This is a genomic window from Bradyrhizobium sp. USDA 372 (genome assembly GCF_053629095.1).
The window spans coordinates 4,560,183-4,586,791 of sequence record NZ_JBRJHR010000001.1 but is presented as its reverse complement, the minus strand read 5'-3'; the positions used below and the strand labels follow the sequence as shown (position 1 = coordinate 4,586,791).

The following is a 26,609-nucleotide window of genomic DNA, read 5'->3' as shown; positions in this document are numbered from 1 at the left end:
CTTTGTCTTGCAGTGCGTTACAGGCCTTCGGGCACCGCCTGGTCCCCTCCGATGAAGGCGCCCTGTTGTTTCAACGTTTCCTGCAATTTTTCAATGGGGATTTCGCGTGGAATCCGGTTTCCGGACAGCGCCAGCGCGGCGGCGGAACCGGCGGCTTCACCCATCGCGAAGCAGGCACCGGAGACCCGCGCCGCCGACTGTCCCTCATGGGTCATCGAGGCACAGCGGCCGGCGACCAGGAGATTGTCGACGCCTTCAGGGACCAGCATCCGGTACGGCAGCTCGTTGTAGCCGCGCGATTCCGGGATCGGCGGGAAGGTGAAGACGACGTCGCCGGGCACATGAGCCTCGATCGGCCAGCCGTTGACGCCGATGGAATCCGCGAACGAGGCACAGCGAAGCACGTCCTCGCCGCTGAGCTGGTAGCCGCCTTTGATGCGGCGAGTCTCGCGGATGCCGAGCTGTGGCGGCAGGTCGACGATGTAGGAATTCTCAAAACCCGGCACCGCGCTGCGCAGGAATTCGTACGCGGCGAGCGCCTGCTTGCGCCCCTCGATCTCGCCGCGGGTGAGATCGTCGGGCTCGATTCCGTTGATGGCGTGACCATCCTCGCGCGGCACTTGGGTGAAATTCACCCGCCATTCGATGCCGGATTTCTGCGGCCGCACGATCGCGCTTTTCCGCGGAAATCTGTGCGTGCCGGCGGCGATCGCCTTCTCCATCAATTGCGGAATGGTGCGCCAGGCCTCGCCGGCCTTGGCGGGATCGATGCCGTTGAGACGCAGCATCATCGAGGGATAGAGCGGATGGCCATGCTCGTCGCCGATCTCGAACGGCGCGCCGGCCCACTCGGCGAGATCGCCGTCGCCGGAACAGTCGATGAAGATCTCCGCGCGCACCGCCTGGCGGCCGGCCTTGGTCTCGACCAGCATCGCGTCGATGCGACGCTCGTCCGCCATGACGACGCCGGCGCCGAGGGCATGGAACAGGATATTCACCTTGTGGCTAGCCAGCAGCTCGTCGGCCGCGATCTTGTAGGCGGCGGTGTCGTAGGCCTGGGCATAGACCTTGCCCAGGATCAGATGCGGCGCGTTGAGACCGTTCAAGCGATCGATCCGCGCCAATAGCTCCGAGGCCAGGCCCTGCACCAGCCGCCGGTGCTCGCCATGGACATTGCCGTGCAGGCCGCAGAAGTTGGTGACGCCGGCCGCGGTGCCCATGCCGCCGAGAAAGCCGTAGCGCTCGATCAGCAACGTCTTCCGCCCGGCGCGCGCCGCTGCGGCTGCCGCCACGATGCCGGCCGGCCCGCCGCCGAGCACGACGACTTCATACTCGCCATAGAGCGGTACTTTGCGCGCTGGTTCATCGATCGTCATGGCCGGCATGGCGCGTTCCTTCCCGGAATCTGGTTCGAACTGGATCACGACTTAGCCGGCGGTCCTCATGCCCGCAAGATCGCGGTTGCTCGCCATCGGTGAACCTGAGACAAGTGCGGCCATGAATTCGATCATCGTCAGGTACTGCTTCGCCGCTTCTATTGCCCTCGCGCTCTCGGCCGCTCCCGCCGCAGCCGTGGAGCAAAACTGCCGCTTCATCCCGGCCAAGGCCGACCGCGAGGCCTGCTACAAGCAGCAGGAGGAAGAGCTGGCAGCGAAGCGCAAGCCGGCCGCGCCGGCGGCTGAGAGCACGACGCTCGAAACGCTGCGCCAATTGCGCCAGGACGACGACGCCGTCTACCGCAGCATCAACAATATCTGCCGCGGCTGCTGACGCCTAACCTTTGCCACCGCCCCAGTTCGCCGCCCGTTTCTCTGCGAACGACGCAAGCCCTTCCGCCGCCTCGGCGCTCTGGCGCTTGAGCGAGTGCAATTGCACGAGCCGCGTATACGCCGCATCGTCCACCGCCATGCCGCCGAACGAGCTCTCCAGCGCGAGTCGCTTGGTCTCGGCCATCGCCTCGGGTCCGTTGGCGAGCAGCTGCTCGACCACCTTGACGCCTGCGGCATCGAGATCGGCGAGCGGCACCACCTCGTGGACGAGGCCGATGCGGCGGGCATCTTCGGCGCCGAAGCGTTCGCCGGTCAGCGCGTAGCGACGGACCTGGCGGACGCCGATGGCATCGCAGAGCTGCGGGATGATGATCGCGGCGGTCAGGCCCCAGCGCACCTCGGTGATCGAGAACAGGGCGTTGTCGGCGGCAATCACAACGTCGCAGGCCGCGATGACGCCGGTACCGCCCCCGAAGCAGCCGCCCTGCACCAGCGCGACGGTGGGAATCGGCAACGTGTTGAGCCGCTGCACGGCTTCGAACGTCGCCCGCGAGGCCGCTTCATTGGCCTCAGCCGATTGCGGCCGCACGCTGTTGATCCATTTGAGATCGGCACCGGCCTGGAAGTGCTTGCCGTTGCCCCGGAGCACGACGACGCGCAGATTGGGCTTGCTGCCGAGGTCGTCCATGGCCGCGAGCACGCCTGAGATCAGCGCGCCGTCATAGGCATTGTTGACCTCGGGCCGGTTCAACGTGACGGTCGCAACCCCGCGTTCATCGAGGCTCCACAGGACGGGGCTGGCAGTCATCGGCGGTCCTCCGGTTGTTTGCCCCGCACTATGGCCGAGGGCGCGTGCCGTGATCCATATCTTTCCGGCGTAGGGCGGCCGCGTCCATCGCATGGCGGCTTGTGTCATGCTGGCTGCGGGCGACACCACGGGATGGATACGGGATATCAATATGCGCATCTGCATTTTCGGCGCAGGCGCCGTCGGCAGCCACATTGCGGTACGGCTGGCGCGCGCCGGCCATGAGGTCAGTTGCGTGATGCGGGGGGCGCATCTGGAGGCGGCCCGCGCCAATGGCCTCAAGCTGCGCGTCGGCGATTCCGAGGTCGGCGCCAAGGTGAACGCGTCAGGCGATCCGGCCCAGCTCGGCCCGCAGGACGTCGTGATCTCGACCTTGAAGGCGACCGCGCTTCAGGGGCTGGTTTCCAGCATCAAGCCGCTGCTCCAGGACGACACTGCGATCGTGTTTGCGCAGAACGGCATTCCCTGGTGGTACGGCATCGGCCTGCCGCCGCGGCACCCGGCGCCGCCGGACATTTCATTCCTCGATCCCGGCGGGCGCCTGCGCGCCTGCATCCCGAAGGAACGGATCGTCGGCGGCGTGGTCTTCTCATCCAACGAGGTGATCGCGCCCGGCGTGGTGCAGAACCTGACGCCGGACCGCAACCGTCTCCTGATCGGCGAGTGCGACGACCGCAATTGCGAGCGCATCACCAGGCTGCGCGGTGTCTTCAACGACGCGCGGCTGGAATCGCCGCCGGTCGCCGAGATCCGCGAGGCGATCTGGTCAAAGCTGCTGACCAACATGTCGCTGTCGGTGCTGTGCCTGCTCACCGGCCAGACCGCGCGCGGCGTGCGCGACGACCCCGCCTTCACGGAGGTGATTCCGCGCATGCTGAACGAGGCCAACGAGATCGCCCAATACTTCATTCCCGAGGTCAAGCGCGCCAGCCGCAGCGGCCCTGCCCCCAACCACAAACCATCGCTGCTGCAGGATTACGAGCTCGGCCGCGCCATGGAGATCGACGTGCTGGTGAAGGCGCCCCAGGCCTTCGCGCGCACCGCCGGCCTGTCGACGCCGACGCTCGACCTGATCGCCGCGCTCGCCATCCAGAAGGCGCGCGACAGGGGGCTCTACTCGGCGTGAGTCTCAGGCGAGCGCGTCGATCCAGGCCGCGAGCGTGTCCAGCACCTCGGTGAGCGCCTCGTCATTGGTACGGCCGGATTTCTTCAGCACCGCGAACGAATGGTCGCCGCCTGCGACCTCATGCAGCGTCGCCTTCGGGCCGAGCTTCTCGACGACAGGCTTGAGGTAGCTCAGATCGGCAAGCTCATCGCGCGTGCCTTGCAGGAACAGCATGGGGATCGCGATGGCGGCAAGGTGTTCGGCGCGCTCGGATGACGGCTTCTTGGCGGCATGGAGGGGAAAGCCGAGAAAAGCGAGCCCTTTGACATCGGGCAGCGGCGACTTCGACTGCGCCTGCGAGGTCATGCGGCCGCCGAAGGATTTCCCGCCGGCAACGAGCTTCAGCCCGGGGCAGAGCCGCGCCGCCTCCGCGACCGCTGCGCGGATGGCGGCGTGCGCGACCGCCGGCTGGTCGGGACGTCCCTTCTTCTCTTCCATGTAGGGGAAATTGAAGCGGAAAGTCGCGATGCCGCGGCTCGCGAGACCTTCCGCGACCTTCTCCATGAAGGAATGCCGCATGTCGGCCCCGGCGCCGTGCGCCAGCACGTAGCAGGCGCGCGCATGCTCCGGCTGCGTCAGGATCGCCGAGACAGTGCCGATGCGCTCGATGTCGAGCTTGAGCTCCTGGGTTTTGATCGCCACAATCAGACATCCCGATAGACGCTGTTACCGGCGCCTTGGTAGCGTCACCGGCGCAGCCTGAAAACACAATAATTGCCGCGGTTCGCTGGCTTACCAAGCCGGAACGCCGCATCAACCGAGGTAATCATGCCCTACCGCTCCTCCTGGATGACCGAAGAGCTCGACGTCTTCCGCGACCAGTTCCGCAAATATCTCGCCAAGGACCTGGCCCCGCATGCCGAGAAGTGGCGCGAGCAGAAGATGGTCGACCGCTTCGCCTGGCGCGGGCTCGGGGAGATGGGCGCGCTGCTCGCGAGCGTGCCGGAGGAATATGGCGGCCTCGGCGCCACCTTCGCCTATGACGCCGCCGTGCTCGACGATCTCGAGAGCACGGTGCCGGAGCTGACCACCGGCGTCTCCGTGCACAGCGCCATCGTCGCGCATTACATCCTCAATTACGGCTCGGAGGAGCAGAAGAAACGCTGGCTGCCGAAGATGGCGTCCGGCGAGATGGTCGGCGCCATCGCCATGACCGAGCCCGGCACCGGCTCGGATCTCCAAGCCGTCAAGACCACGGCCAAGAAACAGGGCAATTCCTACGTCATCAACGGGCAGAAGACCTTCATCACCAACGGCCAGGCCGCCGACCTCGTCATCGTGGTCGCGCGCACCGGCGAGCAAGGTGCCAAGGGCATCTCGCTGATCGTGGTCGAGACTGCGGGCGCGGACGGCTACAAGCGCGGGCGCAACCTCGACAAGATCGGCCTGCACGCCTCCGACACCTCGGAGCTGTTCTTCGACAACGTGACGGTGCCGCCGGAAAACCTGCTCGGCAAGGAAGAGGGCCAGGGTTTCGTCCAGCTGATGCAGCAATTGCCGCAGGAGCGGCTTGCGCTCGCGGTCGGCGCCGTGGCCTCGATGGAGCGCGCGGTCAAGCTCACCACCGACTACACCAAGGAGCGGAAGGCGTTCGGCAAGCCGCTGATGGATTTCCAGAACACCGCCTTCACGCTGGCCGAGCGCAAGACCGAGGCGATGATCGCGCGCGTCTTCGTCGACTGGTGCATCGAGCGCCTGGTCGCAAAAGACCTCGACACCGTGACGGCCTCGATGGCGAAATATTGGTGCTCGGAGAAGCAGGTCGAGACCGCCGACGAATGCCTGCAGCTGTTCGGCGGCTACGGCTACATGCAGGAATACCCGATCTCGCGCATCTTCATCGATTCCCGCATCCAGAAGATCTATGGCGGCACCAACGAGATCATGAAGCTGCTGATCGCCAGATCCTTATAGGTCAGGTCGATGTAGATCACCGCGCGCGCCAGTCGCGCGGCCGGCAGCCGAAGCGCTGCTTGAAGCGGCGGGTGAAGTGGGAGAGGTCCGAGAAGCCCCAGTCGATCGCGATGGCGCCGATCGCCTGGTCCGCCTTCGCAGGATCGCTCAGGTCACGTGCCGCGCCGTCCAACCTACGATCCATGACGTAGTCCGAGAATGTGGTGCCTGCGCGCTCGAACAATTTGTGCACGTAGCGCTCGCTGATGCCGATGGCACGCGCGACGTCCGCAACCGCAAGGCGCTGCTCGGAGAGCCGCTCATGCACGGCCCGGCGGAGCGCGAGCGCGGTCGCGTCGGCAAAGCTGGCGGCCTCGGCCGTCTGCGCACGCGCGCGGCGCGACAGGCTCAGCGCGACAAGATCGAGCAGCACGCCGAACAGCCTGACGGCTTCGCCTTCCGTCATCCGCAGCGCGCCGGCATTCAGCGATCGCGCGGTCTCGACGATGAGATGGCCGACGAAGGGATCGTCGGACACACGCTCCACCCTGAAGTCGAAGGATGGCGGCAGCCGATCACGCAGCTCGCGCGAAGGCACCCAGAAGGATGCAACCTGCAGCGTCGGCCCGCGATCATGCAACAAGGTCACTTCCCGGTCGCTGTCGCAGATGCCGACCTGACCGCGCGACAGGCTGACGTCGCAGCCGCCCTGGACCACGCGGCAGCGGCCGGCTAGCTTGAAGTTCAGATAGAAGCAGCTTTCGGTCGACGCAGCGATATCGGCGCGCGAGCGATGCACGGTGTGCTCGGGAAAGACCACGCGGTTGATGGCACCGCTGCCGATCTTGATCGCCTCGACCTTGGCCGGGAAGCGTGAGGTGGTTGCCGATTCCGGCGTCAGGTTCATGAATGCCTGGCAGATCGCTTCGCGATAGTAGGAGAACTGCTCCTCCGGCCTCGTCTCGCCGGTGTCCCAGACCAAACGGCGGGGCCGGCTTTCGGAATTGAGCTGCTCCATCAGTTCGCTCCAGGACCAATCCGGTTCACCGTCGGACAAGCGCGCAACGCGCCAGCGGTTCAGTATGGCGGCAACAACGTCGACCGGCGTTCAGCCGGCAAATCCAGGCAAGGTCATCGCCGCACCGATCTAAGCAGTCTTCCGAGGGAGCCACAACATGTCGACCTACGTTCTCGTCCATGGCGCCTGGCATACCGGTGCCGAGCTCGAGCCGGTCGCCGCGCCGATCCGCGCAGCAGGCCATCAGGTCCATACCCCCACCATCAAGGGCAACCGTCCGGGCGATGCCAAGACGACCGGGCTGAAGGAAGCGATCCAGTCGATCGCCGACTACCTTGCGGAGAATAATCTGCAGGACGTCATCCTGCTCGGCCATTCCTATGGCGGCATGGTCATCACCGGCGTCGCCGACCTCGTGCCGGAGCGCATCCGCCGCCTGGTCTACTGGAACGCTTTCGTGCCCAACGACGGCGAATGCCTCAACGACATGGTGCCGCCGCACTATATCGGTCTGTTCGACGCCATTGCGGCCGAGCGCGGCGACGGCTCGGTGGTGTTGCCCTTCCCGATCTGGCGCGAGGCGTTCATCAACGATGCCGATCTGGAGACGGCGCAGCGCGCCTATGACGTGCTCAATCCGCATCCGCTCGCGACCTTCACCGACAAGATCGCGCTCAAGAGCAATCCGGCCGAGATGCCGCTGGCCAAATCCTACATCAACTGCACCGAGGATACCGCGCTGCCGCACAGCCATGGCTGGCATCCGCGCCTGTCGGAGAAGCTGGGCCTGTTCCGCCTGGTGCAGGTCGCGGGAAGCCACGAGCTGTGCTTCTCCGATCCGGCGCGGCTCGCCAAGGCAATCATCGAGGCGGGACGCGACTAGATCGTACGCTATCGCATCCGCTTGTCGGCGGCGATGAAGTCGATGAAGGTCCGCACCTTTGCGGAGAGATATTTGCGGCTCGTATAGACCGCGAACAGTTTTCCGACGAAGATAATGTGCTCGGGCATGACGTGCTCGAGGCGTCCAGTCGCGATGTCCTCGGTGACCAGCCATTTCGGCAGGAAGGCGAAGCCCATGCTTTCCAGCGCCGCCATGTGCAGCAGCGTCTCGTTGCCGCTGCGCAGCACCGGATTGAGCTTGACGGTCTCGGGGCCGTGCTCGCCCTGGAAGGAGAAGCTCTCGCCCGGATAAAGCGCATAGTGCAGCAACGCCTGGCCGGAGAGATCGGCGAAGGTCCTTGGGCGGCCCGCGCGTTTGAGGAAGGCGGGAGCGGCAACCAGGTAGAACGGAACTCCGGTGATGGGCCGCGCGATCAGCGCCTCGTCCGGCGCGGCCGTCGCGCGCAGGGCGAGATCGAACCCCTCCTCGACCAGATTGACGAGGCGCCCGCTGAGATCGACGTCGAGGCGCACGTCCGGATAACGGGCCTGATAGTCCGCCAGCACGCCCGCGAAGATCTTGTTCGCCATCCACACCGGCGCGGTCAGCCGCAGCGTGCCGCGCGGCACGACCGTCGCCTTGCTGACGGCGGCTTCGACCTCGTCGAGCGAGTCCAGCATCTGCCGCGCCTGCTCGAAATAGAGCGCGCCGCTCTCGCTCAGGCTGACGCGCCGGCTGGTCCGGTTGAGCAGTCGCGTGCCGAGCCGCTTCTCGAGCTGCATCACGTGCTTGCTTGCCATGGCAGGCGAGATGCGCAGGCGCTGCGCCGCGGTCACAAAGCTCTTCAGCTCCGCGACCAGGCAAAACACCTTCATGCTGACCAGAGTATCCATGAGATCATCAACATCCACGAAATGAATAATTCCTTTAGCGCAGAATGATCAAATGCGGCGAAACTATCAGATGGTGGCAACCTTCACATTCCGGAGAACCCCATGTCCGCCACCACCATCGAAACCGCCGCTCCCGGCCGGTCCCTTCGCATCGGCCTCTGGGCCGCGCAGGTCGCCCTCTCCGCCGTGTTCGTCTCGGCAGGCTTCGTGAAGCTGACCACGCCCATTCCCCAGCTGGCCGCGATGATGCCGTGGGCCGGTCAGTATTCCGAAACGTTCGTCCGAACGATTGCGCTGGTCGATCTCGCCGGCGGCATCGGCATCCTGCTGCCGGCCTTGACGCGAATCCTGCCGCGGCTGACGGTGCTCGCCGCGCTCGGCTGCGCGGTGCTGCAGGTCATTGCGCTTGTCTTCCACCTCTCGCGCGGCGAAGCCGAGGTAGCGCCGCTCAACATTGTCCTGCTCGCGCTCAGCCTGTTCGTGCTGTGGGGACGCCGCAGCAAGGCGCCGATCGCGCCGCGTCAGTTCTGAGCGGCAGGAACGCCATGATCTCTGCATGGTCCCGCAGAAGCCTGCTCGCTGGCACCGCGGTCCTCACAACCGGCGGCACCGCCGCGGCCAAGGAGGATCGTCTCGCTGAGGGCGTCGTAATCCTGATCGACAGCAACGAGCCCTACGTCATGGGTCACACGATCAGCTATTCGGCCAACCTCTCCAAGCATTTTGCCGAGAGGGGCGCGCGGCTGCTGATCGAGGTCGTCGCCAACGGCAAGGGCATCGACGTCTTCCGCGCCGACAGGACGCCGCTGGCCGAGCCGCTCGCGGCGCTGCGGCAGTCGGTGCCCAATCTCACCTTCAGCATGTGCGCCTCGTCCAAGACCATCGCGGAAGCCAAGGAGCAGATCTCCATCCCGCTGATCCCGGGCGCAAGCCTCGTCCCGTTCGGCATTGGCCGCGTCGTCGACCTGCAATTGAAGGGCTGGGCCTATATCCATGCGTGAGGCGGACGAGAGCCATCGCGCGCTGTCGCGGCGATCGATCCTGATGGCCGCGGCAGCCTCTCTCGCCATCCCGCCCGCCGGCCGCGCGCAAGACAGCTGGCCGCCAATGTTCGAGGCCGGACGCAGCCAGTTCACACTGGTTCGGCCGCGCGCCCCGATGCCACAGCTCAGGCTTCAGGACCTGCACGGCCGGGATGCCATCGTGACGGCGAAGCTGGGGCGCATCACGTTGGTGAATTTCTGGGCGACCTGGTGCGCGGCCTGCAAGCTCGATCTGCCGATGCTCGCAAGCCTTGCAGCCTCGCGGCCCGAGCCGCTCGACGTGGTCGCGATCTGCACGGACACCAAAGACCTGCGCAAGATCCGCGCATTTCTCGGCGGCCTCGCCGTGCAGAACCTCGCGTGTTACGCCGATGCCTACGGCGCGGCAGCCGAAGCTTCCAGGGCGATGTTCCCGCTCGTCGGCATGCCCGTCACCTATCTGGTCGGAGCGAGCAGCCGCGTCGAAGGCTACATCACCGGCGCACCCGACTGGCTCTCGCCGGCGGGCGCGCGGCTGCTGCAATTCTATCGCGAGCGGGGCTAGCGATCGTCAATTCGGATGCCACCAGCGCCCGCCGATGACGACACCCTCTGAGACGATCTTGCGATCACCGATCAGGTGCTCGCCGACGACGTCTTCGTAGTCGAACTGGCCTTGCTTCACCGAAATCAGCGTGGCGTCGCCGACGCTGCCGGGCTTGAGGCTGCCGAGCTCGGGACGCCGCAGCGCCATCGCCGCATTCACCGTCGATGCCGCGATCACATCCGGCAGCTCCATGCCCATGCACAGGAACTTCGACATGGTGGTGACCTGGTCATAGGCCGGGCCGTCGATGCAGAGCTGATGGATGTCGGAGGAGATGGTGTCGGGATAGAAACCATTGGCGAGCATGGCACGCGCGGTCTTGAACGCGAACGAGCCCTTGCCGTGGCCGATATCGAACAGCACGCCGCGCTCGCGCGCCTCCAGCACCGCCTTCTTCACGGTGCCTTGCGCCGTCGCCGGCGTGTTCGGGAAAGGGCGGAACGCATGGGTCAGCACGTCGCCGGGACGCAGCCGCGCCAACACGTCCTCATAGCTCGGCGGCGGATGGTCGATATGCGCCATCAGCGGCATGCCGACCTCGTTCGCGACCTCGAGCGCGATGTCGAGCGGCACCGCACCCGAGGTGCCCGAGGAATGCAGGCCCACGCGCACCTTGATGCCGACGATGAGATCGCGGTTGGCATCGGCCACCTCGGCCGCCTCGACCGGATTCATCAATCGCAGCTCCTCGCTCTCGCCGACCATGATCCGGTGCGAGAAGCCGAAGATGCCGGCATGCGAGACGTGCAAATAAGCGAGGATGCGGACCTGGCTCGGCTCGATCACATGCTTGCGGAAGCCGGCGAAATTGCCGGGTCCGGCGCTGCCGGTATCGACCGCCGTGGTGACGCCGGAGAGGCGGCAGAACTCCTCGGCATCGATGCCGAGCGAGGTGCCGCCCCAATAGACATGGGTGTGCAGATCGATCAGCCCCGGCGACACAATGAATTGCGAGACGTCGCGCACCTCGGTGCCCGGATCCGCCTTGAGGGCGCTGCCGATCGCGGCGACCTTGCCGCCGGCAAAGGCGACATCGGTCACGGCGTCGAGCCTCTGGGACGGGTCGATCACCCGCCCCCCGCGCAGGATCAGGTCGAAAGGCATCAATGGTCTCCGGGATGTGGCTGGGTATGGCAGGATTACAGGCAGGAGACCCGGGCAGGTCCCTGCAATTGTCCCTGTTAGCAATTTTCGCGCCCGCTGCGCAAATCGGAGCGCATGCCGGTTACGCTCCCAGCGCTTGCAAACCGCCTGCCGGCGCCTCGCACGTCAATCCTGGGTATCAGGTGTCCACGGCAGCCGGACCTTCCGCCATTCCTCGAAGTCCTCCTGGACGTCCGCGGCGGCGACTTTTGCGGCGCTGTGAAGCCAGTCGTCCTTGCGTCCATCGAGATCGTGCTCGATCTTGGATCTGGCGCCGCCCGTTCCCGCATGGATTGCGCCGAGATCGAATCCCTTGGCCCAGAGCAGATCGAGTCTCAGCCGCGGATGACTGCGATTGCTGAGCTCGAGCTTGCGCTGATCGGGAGCAATGCGGCGAATGATGTAGCCGCCTTTCAACTTGAGATGCGGATCGGGCGCCCGAAACTCTCCTTGGGCGACGTCTAGAAAGCGCGGCTTGCCGTTCATGCCGTGCGCCCAATCCCAGGCGGAGGGCACCAGCGCCTTGGCTTCCCTCACGATCTTGCCGCCATCCCAGGTGGCGATCGCAACGTAGCGCGGCCGGCCAAGGCCGCCGCCGCCTTTCCTGCGCGAAGCGAACCGCTCCAGCTCGGCATGGTCGGGCAGGTTCTTTCTGAGCGCCGAAGCAACCTGCGAAGGCGGCTCCGCATTTGGATAGTCCTCCAGCTCGTGCCAGAAGTCGCGGCGTTCCTCGTCGGAGCAGGCCACGAAGGGCCGCATCCAGCTCTCCTCCTCGTCCAGCAGCGACGGGCGCGGGTTCGCGAGCCCCTCGCGATAGCCATCGAGAATGGCCGCCGCCGCATTGCGATTAGCGGTCCGCGCCTTCGGTGCGAGCCGCGCGCTGGTCGCAAGGCGGACGAGATCGAACGGATAGGGAATGACCGCGGCTTCGTCGAAATCGTTGATGCCCCAGACCAGACGGCCTTCGGCATCGCGCCAGGTCCCGTAATTTTCGATGTGGGTGTCGCCGACCGACAGCACGGCGGGCGCATCCCTCAGCTTGGGACAGAGCTTCTCGATGCGACGCGCCCAGCGAAAGAACGTCGCGCGCAGGAACGTGAACGCATCCTTCTGCATCCGCTCGTGTTTGTGGACGAGGTCCGCGTCAACGACGTCGCATTGCTTGCGCAGCCAGTGCTCGAAAGCCGCATTGTCGCGCTGAAAAGTCATCCGCTGCAAACCACGAATATCGGGCGGGCCGGCGCTGATCCGCGGCGCGCCATCAAATCAATCTTCGGCTGCATCGACAATAGACTGATGCTCTGACGCGAAATGCTACAATCAAATGGGCAGCGGCGCAATTGTCGGCATCTGGACTGACATCGACCGTCGCGCAGCCCTCGGCAGGGCGACAGACGAAGCAAAGCCGGACAAGGAAATGGCGATCCCGGGAAGACTCGAACTTCCGACCTACGGTTTAGGAAACCGTCGCTCTATCCGGCTGAGCTACGGGACCGCGGAACCCGTGGGTACGGGTTCAATCCGGTCATAGCAGAGCAGGATACGGTTCGCCAGCCGCAAGACGGGCGAGATCCATCGTCAAGCTGAACACGGCGGCAGTACAATCGCGCCCGGACCCCTTCGACGGAGCAGCCCACATGATCGAGAGCATCAGCGCCATCACGCTCGGCACCCACGACATGGCACGCGCCGTGCACTTCTACCGCTCGCTCGGGTTCGAGCTTCTCTATGGCGGCGAAGCCGCAGCATTCACCAGCTTTCGCGGCGGCAGCGGCTATCTCAACCTGACTGCGCAGCCGGACGACAAGCGCTGGTCCTGGTGGGGCCGCGTCATCTTCTATGTCGCCGATGTCGACGCCACCTATGAGCAGGCGCTCGCGGCAGGATGGCAGCCGTCGACCACGCCGCGCGATGCCGAATGGGGCGAGCGCTACTTCCATCTCACCGACCCCGACGGCCATGAGCTCAGTTTCGCACGGCCGTTGTCCTGACCGAATAAGTCGCATCTGCTGACGTTCCAACGCGCAACTAGCGCTGTCTCAGCCACCGTGGCAAGCTCGGCGCGGTTTCCTCAAGTTCTAACCAGGGAGGACGACCATGGTAGCTTATGTCGTGCTGGGAAACTTCACTGATCAGGGAGTCCGAAACGTCAAGGACTCGCCGAAGCGGGCCGAAGCCTTCAAGGAGATGGCCAAAACGTTCGGCGTGACTGTGAAAGAGATCGTCTGGACGCAGGGACGATATGACGTTGTGACCGTTCTCGAGGCTCCAGATGAGGCTGCCGCGATGTCACTCAGCCTTAGTCTCAGCGCACTCGGCAATGTCCGCACCGAAACGCTGCGCGCGTTTTCGGCGGCAGATATGACGAAGATCGTCGGCAAGATGCTCTGACGCGCAAGCCCGCGCGAGCGCACTGGACCCGGGATGGCATCCCGGGCATGGGCGGATCTCACGCCTTGATATTGTTGTCCTTCACGACCTTGCCCCAATAGGCGACCTGCTTGTCGAAGAAGGTCTTGAAGGTGGCGCCGTCCTGGAGCAGCAGCGTCATGTGCTGGGTGTCCTTGAGCTGGGCGGCGGTCGCGGGCTCGCTCAGGATCTCCTTGGATGCCGTCGCCATGGCCGCGACGACGTCGGCAGGCGTACCTGCGGGGGCGAAGATGCCCCACCATGCCAGCGTCTCGAAATCGGGGAAGCCGGCCTCGATCGCGGTGGGCGTGTCCGGCAGGGACGGCAGCCGCTCGCGGCCGAGCTGCAGGATCGGGCGCAGCATGTTGGTGCCGAGCTGGGCCGCGACCAGCGCCGCCGATCCCGCGATGAGATCGACATGGCCGCCGAGCACGTCGTTCATGGCCGGCCCGCCGCCGCGATAGGGCACGTGCATGATCTCGACGCCGGCCTTGCTGCCGAGCACGGTCATGGCGAGATGGCCGAGCGTGCCGATGCCGACCGAGGCGTATTTCACCGCACCGGGGCTCGCCTTGCAGGCGGCGACCACGTCGGCAAAGCTCTTGTAGGGGCGTCCGGCGCCGGCCGCGATCACGTAGGGCGCGGTGCCGATCAGCAGCACCGGCATCAGCTCGCGCTCGACGTCGACCGGCGGCTTGTCGAGGATCGACGGGATCACCGCATGGGAATCGAACGTCACCAGGAAGGTCGAGCCGTCGGCCGGGCTCTTGGCGACCTGCGCCGCGCCGAGCGCACCGGCCGCGCCCGATTTGTTCTCGACCACGACGATGCGACCCAGCTTGGTCTGCAGGTTCGTCTGCAGCAGCCGCGCCATCGCGTCGGTCGATCCGCCAGGCGGGAACGGCACCACCAGCGTTATCTTGCCGGCCTGCGCTGCTGCCGGTGCCATCGCGAGGATGGCCGGTGCGGCCAAGAGCGTGCGTCGTGTGATCGTCATGGTCCCTCCCTTGTTGTTGCGCCCGGCTTTTTGCTCTGTGGCGCTCGAGCATGATCCGGAAAAGTGTGCAGCGGTTTTCCGAAAAGATCATGCTCAAGAAAATAGGCTAAAGCGCAAGGCGCTTTAGGTCGTGCCGAAGCCTGACCCTGCTTTTCTGTATTCTGGCCGAGGCGGGCTGAAGATGTCCAGCACGCGGGCGCCGTCGGGACCGGCACGCATGGTGTGCGGCACGTTCCCTGGCGTGCGCCAGAAATCGCCCTTCTTGACCGGGATTTCCTCATCGCCCTGGACGCGGATGGCGGAGCCGTCGAGCAGCACGCCCCATTGCTCCTCGGGATGATGGTGCAGCGTGCCTTGCGCATGCGGCGCCAGTGTCACCACCGACAGCATCGCTTGCTCGCCGGAGAAGATGCGCGTGGTCACGCCGGCGGCGAGCTCGCGGAAGAGGCCGTCGCTGGCGTCGTCGAGATTGTGGAATTCGTCCTTCTGGCTCACGTCATCCTCCCCTTTACACTCCGCCAGATCAGGCCTTGCCGTAAGCGCCCTGGTAACGACCCTCACGGATCGCCTTCAGCGTCTCTTCCTCGCGCGCGACCTGGACGCGCACCGCTTCCAGCAGCGCGGCCGCACCAGTCGCGGGAAACGAAACCACGCCGTCCTCGTCGCCGACGACGATGTCGCCGGGCGCGATCACGCTGCCGCCGATCGTCACCGGCACGTTGATCTCGCCGGGGCCGTTCTTGTACGGACCGCGATGGATCACCGCGCGGGCGTAGCAGGGAAAGTCGTCGGCCGCGAAGGCCGCGACGTCGCGGATCGCGCCGTCGATCACATAGCCTTCGGCTTTGCGCCATTGCGCGATGTTCTTCATGATCTCGCCGATCAGCGCGCGCGTCTCGTCGCCGCGGCCATCGACCACGATGACGTCGCCGGGCCCGACCAGGTCGAGCGCGCGGTGGATGGCGAGATTGTCGCCGGGCCGGGTGCGCACGGTGAAGGCCGTTCCCACCAGCTTGCCGCCGCGATGATACGGCCTCAGCCCGACCGCGCCGGGCAGCCGGCCGAGGTTGTCCGAGATCACCGAGGTCGGCGCGTCCCTGAAACCTTTAATGATATCAGCCGGCGGCTTCGGCACGCTGCTCGCTGCGATGGTGATCGTCATATGAGTCCTTCCGTGTTTGTCTCATTCAGCATGCGCCCGCGCCTTCGAAAGGCCAGATCCGGAAGGCGCGCCACTTCGTCTTCCTGGCGTCGCCAGCCGGGAGTGAGGCGCTCGCAATACGAGTGTAACAGCCTGCCGGCGGGGCGCTGTGACTCCCGCGCCACGTCAAGCACAAAATGTCAGCATCCCAGCCCTGAATTTCCCGGGTTCCATGGGTGACAAGCCGGCCATAAAGAGGCAAAAATCTGGCTCGACTCAGTTCGGGTTGCGTCTTGCAAGGAATACCCTCTTAGAATGTCGGCCGTAGTTACATCGCATCGCGCGGCGCTGCTTCTCGTTGCCGCAGCAGGATTTATTCTGCTGACGCCGGGGCATGCCGAGGCGCAATGGTGGAAACGCGCACCTGTCGATTTCGAGGAATGCGCCGACGCCGCCGAGAAAGCCGCAACCAAGGCTGAGAAGACCGCGGCCCTCGCCGATTGCAACGCCAAGTTTGCCGGCCGCCGCAAGCCGGGTGGCGGCTATTCCTATTACGATTTCCTCCAGGATCGCACCTTCGACATCGCCGGCCCCAATCCGACGCCGGAGGAGCAGAAGAAGATCGACGAAGCCTATACCGCCTATCTCGCCAAGCAGCGCCGCAGCAACGAAGCGGCCCAGGCCACCGCGCGGCAGCAGCGCGAGCAGCAAGAGCAACAGGTGCAGCAGCTCCAGCAGGTCGCGCTGCGGACCGAAGTCGAGCGCGTGCCGGTGCCGGTCGAGCGGCCGAAGGTGCAGCAGGCCGCAGGCGCAAGGCCGAAGGCCGCGCCTTGCACCAAGAGCTCATTCTCCTGCGAATGGCCGCGTCTGTCGGAAAGCTTGAACGACCTGAAGAAGCTGTTCAACCCGACACCGAGCAAGCCCGCGAAGAAAGGCTGAAGCAGCAGCCGTCATTGCGAGATGGTCGTAGGGTGGGCAAAGGCGCAAGGCGCCGTGCCCACCATTTGTTTATGATCGAGAGAGTCGGTGGGCACGCTTCGCTTTGCCCATCCTACGAGAGCTGAGCTCACGACAGGCGTCATTGCGAGCGCAGCGAAGCAATCCAGAGTCTCTGCACAGAAAGATACTAGATTGCTTCGCTGCGCTCGCAATGACGCGTGGATGGAGCTCCGGCTTGCAATCCTCAGTTCGGCTGCTTCTTCTTGCCGCGCTTCGGATGGACCACCGGCGCTGCGACCGTCGGCGAAGCACCCAACTGCGACCGGCTCTCCTGCAAACGCCTGTCATAGCCGGGGGAGTTCAAGACCGTCGGCGGCCTGGCGTAGGCGAGCGTCGACATGCCGCAGAGCGCGGCCAGCGCCAGGCCGATCATCAGACAACGCTTCATCACGCCCTCCTCGTCCTCAATTCACGCCCCGGATCTGCTGCGGCGTCAGCCGCGGCGGACCGTTGCCGGCCGCCTCGGCTTCCTTGATCAGCGCAACAATGCGGCGCATCAGCGGCACGGCGACATGGTTCTGCTCGGCGAGCGCAATGACCGCGCCTTGCAGATAGTCGATCTCGGTCTTGCGGCCCTGCTTCAGATCCTGCCACATCGAGGAGCGCGCCTCGGGATCGATCTTCATGGTCCGCCCGAGGATCGCGCCGAAGATCGCATCGGGCAGCCGCAGCAAGGCCGGAGACCAGCTCGTCGGGATCGGCGTCGACGATACCGGCACGATGCCGGCGGCCTTCAGTGCGGCCAGCCCTTCCGCCATCTGGTCAGCGAACAATCTTCGCCAGTCACGGTTCGCCAATTGCGCGGCGAGCGGCATGTCGGACAGCGCGCTCAGCGCATTGTTGAGGTTGATGATCAGCTTGCCCCATTGCACGCCGGTGATGTCACGGCTCGCGCGCACACTGAGGCCGGAGACCGAGAGCGCCGCGGCCGTGTTCTCCGGATCCTCTCCGACGTGAATGTCGCCGGAGGTCGAGCGGTGGAAACGGCCATCGCCCATCGCGATCACGTTGAACGGCACCATGCCGGCGAGCACGGACCGGCCGCCGAGCCGCTCGCGCAGCACTGCGACATTGCCGATGCCGTTCTGGAGCGAGACGATGACGGCATCCTCAGGCGCATGCTGCGCGATCTGGTCGGCGACAGCGGCGGTGTCGGCGCTTTTCACCGTGACCAGCACGATGCCGGCGCTGTGCAAGATCGAAGGGTCTTCCGACAGCGCGAGCTGGCCGGCGCCGAGCTTCGTCTCGGAGCCGTCGAAATCGGTCAGCAGCAGGCCGAACCGCTCGATCTCGGTCTTCACCCGCGGCCGCACCAAGAGCGCGACGCGCCGGCCGGCGGCGGCCAGCTTGCCGCCGACGAAACAGCCGATGGCGCCGGCGCCAGCCACCACGATCGATCGATCCGCAACCACTGGGCTTACTCCCTGAATGACCGGCCTTCGATAGCAGAGGCGAGGCCGGCAACCAATCGCGGCGCATCCGACTTGTAACGGTCATGACTGCCCCATATGTTTTCGCCCCGGGGGCAGCCAGCGGCGAGCGCTCGCCGAACGAGACGCCAAAGGAGAGCACCATGGGTCTACTCGACGTCCTCAACGGCATGCAGAACGGCCCGCGCGGCCCCTCTACACCGAGCTCAGAGAAATCCTCCGGCGGCATGTCGCCGATGACCATGGCGCTGCTCGGCCTGCTTGCCTGGAAGGCGTTCAAGCATTTCACGACCAGCCAGTCAGGCTCGGCGCCGCAACCATCACCGTCGCCCGCACCGCCGCCGGTGAACGCGGGTGCAGGCGGCGGCGGGCTAAGCGACATTCTCAAGGGCGGCCTCGGCGGCCTGCTCGCGGGCGGCGCTGCAGGCACCGTGCTCAGCGGCGGTCTCGGCGATCTCCTCAACCAGCTCCAGCAGGGCGGCCACGGCGATGCCGCGAATTCCTGGGTCGGCAAGGGCGAGAACAAGCCGATCGCGCCGGGCGATCTCGCCAGCGCACTCGGCGCCGACCAGATCGAGAGCCTGTCCGCCCAGAGCGGCCTGTCGCGCGAGGAACTGCTCAATGGCCTCAGCCAGTATCTGCCGCAAGTGGTCGACCATCTGACGCCGGATGGACGGCTACCGACCGAGAACGAGCTCTCGGGCAGAATCTAGTCGGACCTCGATCGATACGCTTTCGGGAAGGGGAGCAAAGTCATGAGCATGGGCGGCCTGTTGTGGATCATCGTCGTCGGCTTCATTGCCGGCCTCATCGCACGCTGGCTGGCGCCGGGGCCGAACAATCCGAGCGGCTTCATCCTCACCACCATCCTCGGCATCGCCGGCGCGTTTCTAGCGACCTTCGTCGGCCAGGCCATCGGCCATTACAGCCCCGACCAGGGCGCCGGCTTCATCACAGCGACGATCGGCGCGGTGGTGGTGCTGTTCATCTGGCACCGGCTGGTGGCGAGTGGCGTGATAAAGGGGTAGCAACCTCAATCGGGAGGGGCGGCACACCGCCTCCACATCGTCATTGCGAGGAGCGCAGCGACGAAGCAATCCAGACTATTTCCGCGGAGGGACTTCTGGATTGCTTCGCTGCGCTCGCAATGACGAGTTCACGTCACCAAATGCATTCCCGCATCCATGCGCACGACTTCGCCGGTCATGTTGCTGGAGGCCGGCATCGCCAGGAAGCAGACGAGCTGGGCGATGTCCTCCGCGGATGATGCGACCTTCAGCGGCACCTTCGCCACGACGCTGTCGCGTACCTGCTTGGCCTGCGCCTCGCCGCGGCCCTTGGTGAACCAGGGCGTGTCGATATAGCCCGGACACACGGTGTTGACGCGGATCAGCGGCGCCAGGGCACGCGACAGCGACAGCGTCATGGTGTTGAGCGCGCCCTTGCTCGCGGCGTACGCAATCGACGAGCCGACGCCGCTGATGCCGGCGACCGACGACACATTCACCACCGCCGAGGGCCGCCCCGAAGCCTTCGCACCGGCCTCGAGCAGGCTGCGCGCCGCGCGCACCATCTGGAACGGGCCGATCGTGTTGACGCCGTAGACCCGCTGGAAATCTTCAGCCGACAAGCCGTCGAGATCGGCATGAGCCACATGCTTGGTGGTGCCCGCATTGTTGACGAGGATATCGAGCCGGCCCCAGCCGCTCGCAGCCGCGACGATCTTGCGGCAATCCTCATCCTTGGAGACGTCGCCCTGTGCGACCAGCACCTCAGCGGCGCCCGCCTTGCGGCAGGTCTCGGCCGTCGCCTCGGCTTCCTTCTGGCTCGACGAATAGTTGATGACGAGCCGCGCCCCGCTGCGCGCGAGAATTTCCGCAGTCGCTGCACCCAGCCCGGATGCGGACCCCGTCACGATTGCGCACAAGCCGTCTTTTGCCATCCGGATTTCCTTCCCCTGTATCTGGTGTGGCGTCCTGTTTAGCGAGTTTGCCGCGCCCTGCAAATCGAGCAAACTCCGCTAAGCGGAATTAGCATTTCTTCAAGCCTGGCCCCATGCCGGCGCCGCAGATGGACCTGCGATCAACGCTTGTCAGGGCCATGGCTTTTTCCGATCATCGGGCGCAAGAAGAGACTGCGCACTGGCCGATCAGACCGGACGCGCCAATGGCAAAATACGGGGAACGCTGTGGCGGAGAGTGACAATATCGTCGTCGAGACCGCGGAGAAAATCTTCGCCGATCTCGCCGATCCGCAGACCATCAACAACGACAAGACGAATGCGTGGCAGGCCCCGCTGTGGCAGGCGCTGAGCGAAGCCGGCCTGCCGCTGTCCTGGGTGGCTGATGATCTCGGCGGCTCGGGCGCGAGCCTCGCCGACGGCTTTGCGCTGATGGGCGCCGCCGGCCGTTTCGCGGTCGCGGTGCCGCTGGCCGAGACCATGCTGGCGGGATGGCTGCTGGCGCAGGCGAAGATCGCTTCGCCCGAGGGCGAGATGACGGTGCTGCCGGCCACGCCAAAGGACCGCATCAGCCTGGATGCCGACGGCGCGCTCTCCGGCCGTGCCCGCGGCGTGCCCTTCGCCAAGACGGCGAAGCATTTCGCGGTGCTGGCGCACGGCAAGGACGGCGTTTCCATTGCGCTGATCGACGCGGCCAAGGCGCGGATCGAGGCCGGACTCAATGTCGGCTACGACCACAGCGACACCGTCACTCTCGACAAGGCCCAGCCGATCACCATCAAGCCCGCGCCGAAGGGCTTCGAGCAGACTCATCTGATGCTGATGGGCGGCGTCGCGCGCAGCCTGCAAATCGCCGGCGCGCTGGAATCGATGCTCGACATTTCCGTGCGCTATTCCAACGAGCGCGTCGCCTTCGAGAAGAAGATCTCGAAATTCCAGGCGGTGCAGCACAATCTCGCCCGGCTTGCCGGCGAATCCGCCGCGGCCCTGGCGGCGGCGACGTCCGCCGCCGACGCCATCGCCAATGCAAAATCGTTCAACGACGAGATCTATCTCGAAGCCGCCTCCGCAAAAATCCGCTGCGCGGAAGCTGCCGAAAAAGGCGGCGGCATCGCGCATCAGGTCCATGGCGCGATCGGCTTCACCATGGAGCACATCCTGCACCGCTATTCGCTACGTGCGCTGGCCTGGCGCGACGATTTCGGCTCGGAGAGCTACTGGGCGGTCGAGCTCGGCAAGCTCGTCGCAAACCGCGGCGCCGACGAATTGTGGCCGCTCGTGGCATCGCGCTGATCGGAGAGAGAAGACATGACCGCTGCCCTGCGTTTCGATCCGATCCGCCTGCCCGAGAAATGCGAGCAACTGCGCAAGGAAGTCCGCGCCTTCCTCGCCGAGGAGATCGCCGCCGGCACCTTCGATCCGCACAAGCCCAACCGCGAAGACACCGACGCGCCGGAATTTTCCCGCCGGGTCGGCGCCAAAGGCTGGCTCGGCATGACCTGGCCAAAGAAATATGGCGGCCAGGAACGCTCCTTCCTCGAGCGCTACGTGGTGACCGAGGAGATGCGCGTTGCCAACGCGCCGACGCGGCGCTTCTTCGTCGCCGACCGCCAGAGCGGGCCGGTGCTTTTGAAATACGCGCCCGAGCACATCAAGATGGAGATCCTGCCGCGGATCTGCCGCGGCGAGATCTGCTTTGCCATCGGCATGAGCGAGCCGAATTCGGGCTCCGACCTGTTCGCGGCGAAGACGCGCGCGACCAAGACCGACGGCGGCTATCTGATCAACGGCACCAAGATCTGGACCTCGTCGGCGCATATCGCCGACTACATGATCGCGATTTTCCGGACCTCGCCGCCGACCAAGGAAAACCGCCGTCATGGCCTGACCCAGTTCCTGGTCAAGATGAAGCAGCCGGGCATCAAGGTGAACCCGATCGGCCAGATCACCGGCCAGTACGAGTTCAACGAGGTCGTCTTCACCGATCACTTCATCCCCGATGACCATGTGCTCGGCGAAGTCGACGGGGCCTGGAAGCAGGCGACGAGCGAGCTCGCCTATGAGCGCTCGGGCCCCGAGCGCTTCCTCGAGACCTATTACGTGCTCACCGAGCTCGTGCGTGCGGTCGGCCCCAATCCGGACACGCGCAGCGCTGAGGGCATCGGCCGCCTGGTCGCGCAGCTCCACACCATGCGGCGCATGTCGGTCTCGGTGGCCGGCATGCTCGAAGCCGGCAAGGAGCCGGTGGTGGAGGCGTCCATCATCAAGGACATCGGCACGGTCTGGGAGCAGCAGCTGCCGCATCGGGTTCGCGATCTCGCCGCCTTCGTCGAGGAGACCGCGACCAATCGCGAGACCCTGGAGCGGCAGCTCGACTTCGCGATCAAGACCGCGCCGAAACTCACCATCCAGGGCGGCACCACCGAGGTGCTGCGCGGCATCATCGCCCGCGGATTGGGTCTGCGCTAATTCAATCGAGGATCATCATGAGCACGTATAAAGATATCGGCGTCGAGAAGGTGGGGCATGTCGGCACTATCGAGATCCGCCGCCCGCCGCTCAACTTCTTCGACATCTCGCTGATCAACCAGATCGCGGACGCGCTCGACGAGTTCGACCGCGACATCGAGATCCGTGCGTCCGTGCTCTCCGCGCAAGGCAAGGCGTTCTGCGCCGGCGCCAATTTCGGCGATCCTGCGCGGCAGGCCCAGGAGGCACGCGAAGCCGAGAAGAAGGGCGATCCCGCCGACAGTCTCGGCCCGATCAACCATCTCTACATCCAGGCCGTGCGCATCTTCCGCGCCAAGAAGCCGATCGTCGCCGCCGTGCAGGGCGCGGCCATCGGTGGCGGACTCGGGCTTGCAGTGTCGGCCGACTTCCGCGTCACCTGCCCCGAGGCGCGCTTCTCCGCCAACTTCACGAAGCTCGGCTTCCATCCCGGCTTCGGCCTGACCGTGACGCTGCCGGAGCTGATCGGCAAGAACAACGCCGAGCTGATGTTCTACACCAGCCGCCGCGTCACCGGCGAGGAAGCCTACAGATGGGGCCTCGCCAACGAGCTGGTCCCGCAGGACCAGGTCAAGGCGGCCGCGATGAAGCTGGCCGGCGAGATCGCCGAATGCTCCCCGCTCGGCCTGCTTTCCACCCGCGCCACGATGCGCAATGGCCTCGCCGACCGCGTGATGGCTGCGACCAATCACGAGCTCGCCGAGCAGACAAGATTGCGCGCGACGGAGGACTTCAAGGAAGGGGTGAAGGCGACTGAAGAACGCCGCGCGGCGAATTTCAAGGGGCGGTAAGCCGGAGCAGTAGGATGGGCAAAGGCGCAAAGCGCCGTGCCCACCATCGCTTCATTTGTGTGGTGGAATTGGTGGGCACGCTTCGCTTTGCCCACCTACGCATGAGTCGCTCAACTCACGCGGAACGTCACTCCGCCCAGCAGAAACTCATTGCCTGCGACCGCGAGCCCCTTCGCCTTGGCGGTATGCAGCACCTGCGCCACGTCTGTCACCCGAAACTCCAGCGCGCTCATGATCTCGCTGGCGCCCTTGACGAAGCGAAAGGTCGCATTGGGCAGCTTCAGTTCGGTGCCTTCAGGCGCAACGCCGATGATCCTGCCCCAATGCTCGGCCAGCCCTTGCGGATCCGGGCTCTGCATCTCCACCGCCGTCAGCGCCTCGGTCACATCCTTGCGGATGAACTTTTGCCAGTCCGGTCCGGCCGGCGGATACGGACCGAGGATATCGTCGCTGCCGTCGGTGTGATTGAACTCGATGAAGGCGGCGCGGCAGTCGCGGGGGTGGAGCTGCACGCCGTGATAGGGCGCGTGGTCGATGACGTTGGCGGTGCGCACACCGAGCGCGTTGGCATTGCGGCCGCGCTCGTCCGGATCGTCGCAGCAGAAGATCGCCATGTAGCCGCCGCGGCCGCCGGTCTTCTCGATGAAGCGGCCGGCCGTGGTGCCGTCCTTGAACGGCGCGACCACCTCCAGCAGGATCGTGTCGACCGGGAGCAGTGCGTTCTCCAGGCCGTATTTGGCGACATTGCCGTCGCGATAGCAGACGGCGAGGCCCATGATCCGGCCGATATCCGTGATGAGGGGCTCGAGCTGCGGCGCGACCAGGCAGATCTGACGCAGCCGGATATAGGGCGCCATGGTCATGCGCCCCTGAAGCTCGGCTTGCGCTTCTCGACGAAGGCCTTGGCGGCCTCCTTGTGGTCCTCGGTGTCGCCGCAGCGGGTGTGATGGATCGCCTCGCCGTCGAAGCAATCCTCCAGCGCCAGGTGCTCGGCATTGTTGATGTTGCGCTTGATGAAGCCGAGCGCGATCGACGGGCCCTGCGCCAGCGACAGTGCGAGCTCGTGCGCGGCGGCGTCGATCTCGGCGTCGGGCACGACCTTCGTCACCATGCCGATCGCGTGCGCTTCCCTCGCCGTGAGCACCGGCGACATCAGATAGAGCTCGCGCGCCCGCGCGCTGCCGAGCAACTGGGTCAGGAAGTAGGTGCCGCCGTAGTCGCCGGAGAAGCCGACCTTGGCAAAGGCCGTCGTGATCTTGCAGGATTCGGAGGCGATCCGCAGGTCACAGGACAGCGCCATCGACAGGCCGGCGCCGGCCGCGGCGCCATCGAGCTGCGCCACCACGGGCTTCGGCATCTGATGCAGGATGCGCGAGACCTCCATGCCGCGGCGAAGATTTGCGAGCTTCTGCTCGAACGGCAGCGGTGCGCGCCCCTGCGCCATCGATTTGACGTCGCCGCCGACGCAGAACGAGCCGCCGGCGCCCTTGAACAGCACCGCCCGCACCTCGGGATCATCAGCCGCGCGCCGTGCCGCCTCGACCAGCCCGGCGACCATGTCGGGGTTGAGCGCATTCTTCCGCTCCGGGCGATTCATGGTGATGGTGAGCAGCCCGCCTTCGAGCTTTTGCAGGACCATGTCGTTCATGCGGACGTCTCCTTGTTATTGTCTAGCCGACCTATCACCAGATCGTCATTGCGAGCGAAGCGAAGCAATCCAGGAATGTTTCCGCAGATGCAGTCTGGATTGCTTCGTCGCAAGAGCTCCTCGCAATGACGGCGTGAAGAAGTCACGCCGTCACTTCTTCACCAGCGGGCAGCGCGACTGCTCCAGCGACTGGAATGCCTCGTTGCCGGGGACGGTGGCGAGCAGCTTGTAATCGTCCCAGCGGCCCTTGGACTCCGACGGCTTCTTCACCTCGAACAGGTACATGTCGTGGACCATGCGGCCGTCCTCGCGGATCTTGCCACCCTTGGCGAAGAAGTCGTTGATCGGCGTCTCCTTCATCACCTTGATCACCGCCGCGGCGTCGGTGGTGCCGGCCGCCTTCACGGCTTTCAGGTAATGCGTGACGGAGGAATAGACGCCGGCCTGCGCCGAGGTCGGCACCCGCTTGGTGCGCTCCATGAAGCGCTTCGAGAAGGCACGCGTGTCGTCGTTGAGATCCCAGTAGAACGCTTCCGCGAGCAGCAGACCTTGCGCGGTCTCGAGCCCGATCGAGTCGATATCGGTGACGAAGGCGAGCAGCGGCGAGACCTTCTGGCCGCCCTTGGTGATGCCGAACTCCGCCGCCTGCTTGATGGCGTTGATGGTGTCGCCGCCGGCATTCGCGAGCCCGATCACCTTGGCCTTGGAGGCCTGGGCCTGGAGCAGGAAGGACGAGAAATCCGACGTGTTGAGCGGATGGCGGACGGCACCGAGCACCTTGCCGCCGGTCTTGGTCACGACGGCGCTGGTGTCCTTCTCCAGATCCTGGCCGAAGGCGTAGTCGGCGGTGAGGAAGAACCAGCTGTCGAGACCCGACTTCACCGCCGCAAGACCGGTCACATTGGCCTGGCCGTAGGTGTCGAACACGTAGTGGATGGTGTAGGGACCGCAGGCCTCGTTGGTGAGGCGGATCGAGCCCGGCCCGTTGAACATGACGATCTTGTTGCGCGCTTTCGCGATCTCGCCGGCGGCAAGCGCGGTCGCGGAGGCCGCGACGTCGTAGATCATCTCGACGCCCTGGTTGTCGAGCATGTCGCGGGCGATGTTGGCGGAGAGATCGGCCTTGTTGAGATGATCGGCCGCCAGCACCTGGATCTTGCGTCCCAGCACCTCGCCGCCGAAATCCTCGACCGCCATCTTCGCCGCAGTCTCGCTGCCGGGGCCGGTGATGTCCGCATAAAGGCTCGACATGTCGAGAATGCCGCCGATCTTCAGCGGCGGCTTGTCCTGGGCCTGTGCGGCGCTCGCATGGAGGGCAAACGCGGCGGCAAAAATGCCGGACAAAATACTCTTCATCGAAAACGACCTCCCTTATCGCGCCGTGCTCTGATGGCGGCTTGGTTATTGCTCTTGGCTATTCGCTGTTGCCGCAATCATGTCGCATGCGCAAGAGCGCAGCAAGCGGAGGGGCGAGGCGAATGCGTGATTGCCGCGCGTGTTTTCCGCAAAGCGGAATGGTGAGGTA

General features: G+C 65.4%; 32 protein-coding genes and 1 tRNA gene. 16 read left to right on the top strand and 17 right to left on the bottom strand.

Annotated elements, in window-relative coordinates:
- Window positions 1-17 precede the first annotated feature (17 nt).
- Window positions 18-1,385 (bottom strand): FAD-dependent oxidoreductase, encoded by a 1,368-nt coding sequence (locus tag AB7M16_RS21650; protein WP_453945168.1) that lies wholly within the window; start codon window positions 1,383-1,385, stop codon window positions 18-20.
- Window positions 1,386-1,461: 76 nt separating this feature from the next.
- On the opposite strand from AB7M16_RS21650, the gene AB7M16_RS21645 reads away from it, so the two are divergent.
- On the top strand, window positions 1,462-1,770 hold the full coding sequence (locus tag AB7M16_RS21645) for a hypothetical protein (RefSeq protein WP_453945167.1): 309 nt from the start codon (window positions 1,462-1,464) through the stop codon (window positions 1,768-1,770).
- A gap of 3 nt (window positions 1,771-1,773) precedes the next feature.
- On the opposite strand, the gene AB7M16_RS21640 is transcribed toward AB7M16_RS21645, so the two are convergent.
- Window positions 1,774-2,577, bottom strand: a complete 804-nt coding sequence (locus tag AB7M16_RS21640) for an enoyl-CoA hydratase-related protein (RefSeq protein WP_453945166.1) — start codon at window positions 2,575-2,577, stop codon at window positions 1,774-1,776.
- A 151-nt stretch (window positions 2,578-2,728) separates the two neighbouring features.
- Between AB7M16_RS21640 and AB7M16_RS21635 the strand changes: the two genes are divergently transcribed.
- Window positions 2,729-3,703 carry a ketopantoate reductase family protein gene (locus AB7M16_RS21635; protein ID WP_260381770.1) on the top strand — a complete coding sequence of 325 codons (975 nt, stop codon included), beginning with the start codon at window positions 2,729-2,731 and terminating at the stop codon, window positions 3,701-3,703.
- 3 nt (window positions 3,704-3,706) lie between these two features.
- Here the strand turns inward: AB7M16_RS21635 and AB7M16_RS21630 are convergent, their stop codons facing one another.
- Window positions 3,707-4,384, bottom strand: coding sequence for an alpha/beta hydrolase family protein (locus AB7M16_RS21630; protein ID WP_453945165.1), 678 nt, complete (start codon window positions 4,382-4,384; stop codon window positions 3,707-3,709).
- A gap of 126 nt (window positions 4,385-4,510) precedes the next feature.
- Here AB7M16_RS21630 and AB7M16_RS21625 point away from each other — a divergent pair, with 126 nt between their 5' ends.
- The gene (locus AB7M16_RS21625) at window positions 4,511-5,656 is read left to right on the top strand and encodes an acyl-CoA dehydrogenase family protein (RefSeq protein ID WP_260381767.1); all 1,146 of its coding nucleotides are present in this window, start codon (window positions 4,511-4,513) and stop codon (window positions 5,654-5,656) included.
- Window positions 5,657-5,672: 16 nt separating this feature from the next.
- On the opposite strand, the gene AB7M16_RS21620 is transcribed toward AB7M16_RS21625, so the two are convergent.
- The gene (locus tag AB7M16_RS21620; RefSeq protein WP_453945164.1) at window positions 5,673-6,653 is read right to left on the bottom strand and encodes a helix-turn-helix domain-containing protein; all 981 of its coding nucleotides are present in this window, start codon (window positions 6,651-6,653) and stop codon (window positions 5,673-5,675) included.
- A gap of 157 nt (window positions 6,654-6,810) precedes the next feature.
- On the opposite strand from AB7M16_RS21620, the gene AB7M16_RS21615 reads away from it, so the two are divergent.
- Window positions 6,811-7,536, top strand: coding sequence for an alpha/beta fold hydrolase (locus tag AB7M16_RS21615; RefSeq protein ID WP_439402054.1), 726 nt, complete (start codon window positions 6,811-6,813; stop codon window positions 7,534-7,536).
- An 8-nt stretch (window positions 7,537-7,544) separates the two neighbouring features.
- Here AB7M16_RS21615 and AB7M16_RS21610 read toward each other — a convergent pair whose 3' ends face one another.
- Window positions 7,545-8,429, bottom strand: coding sequence for a LysR substrate-binding domain-containing protein (locus tag AB7M16_RS21610; RefSeq protein ID WP_453945163.1), 885 nt, complete (start codon window positions 8,427-8,429; stop codon window positions 7,545-7,547).
- Window positions 8,430-8,531: 102 nt separating this feature from the next.
- Here AB7M16_RS21610 and AB7M16_RS21605 point away from each other — a divergent pair, with 102 nt between their 5' ends.
- Genes AB7M16_RS21605 through AB7M16_RS21595 form a run of 3 tightly spaced genes read left to right on the top strand, consistent with a single transcriptional unit; the run spans window position 8,532 to window position 10,016 of the window.
- Window positions 8,532-8,960, top strand: coding sequence for a DoxX family protein (locus AB7M16_RS21605; RefSeq protein ID WP_453945162.1), 429 nt, complete (start codon window positions 8,532-8,534; stop codon window positions 8,958-8,960).
- Between the two features lie 14 nt (window positions 8,961-8,974).
- Window positions 8,975-9,430: a DsrE family protein gene (locus AB7M16_RS21600; protein ID WP_453945161.1), complete on the top strand. Its 456-nt coding sequence runs from the start codon at window positions 8,975-8,977 to the stop codon at window positions 9,428-9,430.
- Window positions 9,423-10,016 (top strand): TlpA family protein disulfide reductase, encoded by a 594-nt coding sequence (locus tag AB7M16_RS21595; protein ID WP_453945160.1) that lies wholly within the window; start codon window positions 9,423-9,425, stop codon window positions 10,014-10,016. Before AB7M16_RS21600 ends, AB7M16_RS21595 begins: the two co-directional genes overlap by 8 nt.
- A gap of 6 nt (window positions 10,017-10,022) precedes the next feature.
- Here AB7M16_RS21595 and AB7M16_RS21590 read toward each other — a convergent pair whose 3' ends face one another.
- The gene (locus AB7M16_RS21590; RefSeq protein WP_212258839.1) at window positions 10,023-11,162 is read right to left on the bottom strand and encodes an amidohydrolase/deacetylase family metallohydrolase; all 1,140 of its coding nucleotides are present in this window, start codon (window positions 11,160-11,162) and stop codon (window positions 10,023-10,025) included.
- Between the two features lie 165 nt (window positions 11,163-11,327).
- Window positions 11,328-12,317 carry a DUF2252 family protein gene (locus AB7M16_RS21585; RefSeq protein ID WP_453945159.1) on the bottom strand — a complete coding sequence of 330 codons (990 nt, stop codon included), beginning with the start codon at window positions 12,315-12,317 and terminating at the stop codon, window positions 11,328-11,330.
- 6 nt (window positions 12,318-12,323) lie between these two features.
- Between AB7M16_RS21585 and AB7M16_RS21580 the strand changes: the two genes are divergently transcribed.
- Window positions 12,324-12,506: a hypothetical protein gene (locus AB7M16_RS21580; RefSeq protein ID WP_453945158.1), complete on the top strand. Its 183-nt coding sequence runs from the start codon at window positions 12,324-12,326 to the stop codon at window positions 12,504-12,506.
- Window positions 12,507-12,619: 113 nt separating this feature from the next.
- On the opposite strand, the gene AB7M16_RS21575 is transcribed toward AB7M16_RS21580, so the two are convergent.
- A tRNA-Arg gene (locus tag AB7M16_RS21575) sits at window positions 12,620-12,696 on the bottom strand.
- Between the two features lie 142 nt (window positions 12,697-12,838).
- Between AB7M16_RS21575 and AB7M16_RS21570 the strand changes: the two genes are divergently transcribed.
- Together AB7M16_RS21570 and AB7M16_RS21565 are read left to right on the top strand one after the other, a co-directional pair.
- Complete coding sequence (locus AB7M16_RS21570) at window positions 12,839-13,192, top strand: VOC family protein (RefSeq protein WP_212258843.1); 354 nt, start codon at window positions 12,839-12,841, stop codon at window positions 13,190-13,192.
- Between the two features lie 106 nt (window positions 13,193-13,298).
- The gene (locus AB7M16_RS21565) at window positions 13,299-13,592 is read left to right on the top strand and encodes a GYD domain-containing protein (protein ID WP_172786591.1); all 294 of its coding nucleotides are present in this window, start codon (window positions 13,299-13,301) and stop codon (window positions 13,590-13,592) included.
- 58 nt (window positions 13,593-13,650) lie between these two features.
- Here the strand turns inward: AB7M16_RS21565 and AB7M16_RS21560 are convergent, their stop codons facing one another.
- The 3 genes from AB7M16_RS21560 to AB7M16_RS21550 form a co-directional block, all read right to left on the bottom strand.
- Complete coding sequence (locus AB7M16_RS21560) at window positions 13,651-14,607, bottom strand: tripartite tricarboxylate transporter substrate-binding protein (RefSeq protein ID WP_453945157.1); 957 nt, start codon at window positions 14,605-14,607, stop codon at window positions 13,651-13,653.
- Between the two features lie 123 nt (window positions 14,608-14,730).
- Window positions 14,731-15,102 (bottom strand): cupin domain-containing protein, encoded by a 372-nt coding sequence (locus AB7M16_RS21555; protein WP_172786589.1) that lies wholly within the window; start codon window positions 15,100-15,102, stop codon window positions 14,731-14,733.
- A gap of 28 nt (window positions 15,103-15,130) precedes the next feature.
- Window positions 15,131-15,769: an RraA family protein gene (locus AB7M16_RS21550; RefSeq protein WP_453945156.1), complete on the bottom strand. Its 639-nt coding sequence runs from the start codon at window positions 15,767-15,769 to the stop codon at window positions 15,131-15,133.
- 294 nt (window positions 15,770-16,063) lie between these two features.
- Between AB7M16_RS21550 and AB7M16_RS21545 the strand changes: the two genes are divergently transcribed.
- Window positions 16,064-16,687 carry a hypothetical protein gene (locus tag AB7M16_RS21545; protein ID WP_453945155.1) on the top strand — a complete coding sequence of 208 codons (624 nt, stop codon included), beginning with the start codon at window positions 16,064-16,066 and terminating at the stop codon, window positions 16,685-16,687.
- Between the two features lie 244 nt (window positions 16,688-16,931).
- Here AB7M16_RS21545 and AB7M16_RS21540 read toward each other — a convergent pair whose 3' ends face one another.
- Window positions 16,932-17,135 (bottom strand): hypothetical protein, encoded by a 204-nt coding sequence (locus tag AB7M16_RS21540; RefSeq protein WP_439402047.1) that lies wholly within the window; start codon window positions 17,133-17,135, stop codon window positions 16,932-16,934.
- A 16-nt stretch (window positions 17,136-17,151) separates the two neighbouring features.
- Window positions 17,152-18,159, bottom strand: coding sequence for a 2-dehydropantoate 2-reductase (locus AB7M16_RS21535; protein ID WP_453945154.1), 1,008 nt, complete (start codon window positions 18,157-18,159; stop codon window positions 17,152-17,154).
- 161 nt (window positions 18,160-18,320) lie between these two features.
- On the opposite strand from AB7M16_RS21535, the gene AB7M16_RS21530 reads away from it, so the two are divergent.
- Both AB7M16_RS21530 and AB7M16_RS21525 read left to right on the top strand, forming a co-directional pair.
- The gene (locus tag AB7M16_RS21530; RefSeq protein WP_172786584.1) at window positions 18,321-18,890 is read left to right on the top strand and encodes a YidB family protein; all 570 of its coding nucleotides are present in this window, start codon (window positions 18,321-18,323) and stop codon (window positions 18,888-18,890) included.
- A gap of 42 nt (window positions 18,891-18,932) precedes the next feature.
- Window positions 18,933-19,205 (top strand): GlsB/YeaQ/YmgE family stress response membrane protein, encoded by a 273-nt coding sequence (locus AB7M16_RS21525; RefSeq protein ID WP_172786583.1) that lies wholly within the window; start codon window positions 18,933-18,935, stop codon window positions 19,203-19,205.
- 128 nt (window positions 19,206-19,333) lie between these two features.
- Here the strand turns inward: AB7M16_RS21525 and AB7M16_RS21520 are convergent, their stop codons facing one another.
- A complete protein-coding gene (locus AB7M16_RS21520) occupies window positions 19,334-20,119 on the bottom strand; it encodes an SDR family NAD(P)-dependent oxidoreductase (protein WP_260381753.1) in 786 nt (261 codons plus the stop codon).
- A 246-nt stretch (window positions 20,120-20,365) separates the two neighbouring features.
- Between AB7M16_RS21520 and AB7M16_RS21515 the strand changes: the two genes are divergently transcribed.
- The 3 genes from AB7M16_RS21515 to AB7M16_RS21505 are packed head-to-tail and all read left to right on the top strand — an operon-like array spanning window position 20,366 to window position 23,436.
- Window positions 20,366-21,430, top strand: coding sequence for an acyl-CoA dehydrogenase family protein (locus AB7M16_RS21515; RefSeq protein ID WP_453945153.1), 1,065 nt, complete (start codon window positions 20,366-20,368; stop codon window positions 21,428-21,430).
- A 15-nt stretch (window positions 21,431-21,445) separates the two neighbouring features.
- Window positions 21,446-22,606, top strand: a complete 1,161-nt coding sequence (locus tag AB7M16_RS21510) for an acyl-CoA dehydrogenase family protein (RefSeq protein ID WP_453945152.1) — start codon at window positions 21,446-21,448, stop codon at window positions 22,604-22,606.
- Window positions 22,607-22,623: 17 nt separating this feature from the next.
- Entirely contained in the window at window positions 22,624-23,436 is an 813-nt protein-coding gene (locus AB7M16_RS21505) for an enoyl-CoA hydratase/isomerase family protein (protein WP_212258864.1), read from the top strand.
- A 110-nt stretch (window positions 23,437-23,546) separates the two neighbouring features.
- On the opposite strand, the gene AB7M16_RS21500 is transcribed toward AB7M16_RS21505, so the two are convergent.
- From AB7M16_RS21500 to AB7M16_RS21490, 3 genes are all read right to left on the bottom strand, one after another.
- A complete protein-coding gene (locus AB7M16_RS21500) occupies window positions 23,547-24,293 on the bottom strand; it encodes a hypothetical protein (RefSeq protein WP_453945151.1) in 747 nt (248 codons plus the stop codon).
- 2 nt (window positions 24,294-24,295) lie between these two features.
- Entirely contained in the window at window positions 24,296-25,084 is a 789-nt protein-coding gene (locus tag AB7M16_RS21495) for an enoyl-CoA hydratase (protein ID WP_212258868.1), read from the bottom strand.
- 150 nt (window positions 25,085-25,234) lie between these two features.
- Window positions 25,235-26,440 (bottom strand): ABC transporter substrate-binding protein, encoded by a 1,206-nt coding sequence (locus AB7M16_RS21490; protein ID WP_453945150.1) that lies wholly within the window; start codon window positions 26,438-26,440, stop codon window positions 25,235-25,237.
- Between the last annotated feature and the right edge of the window lie 169 nt (window positions 26,441-26,609).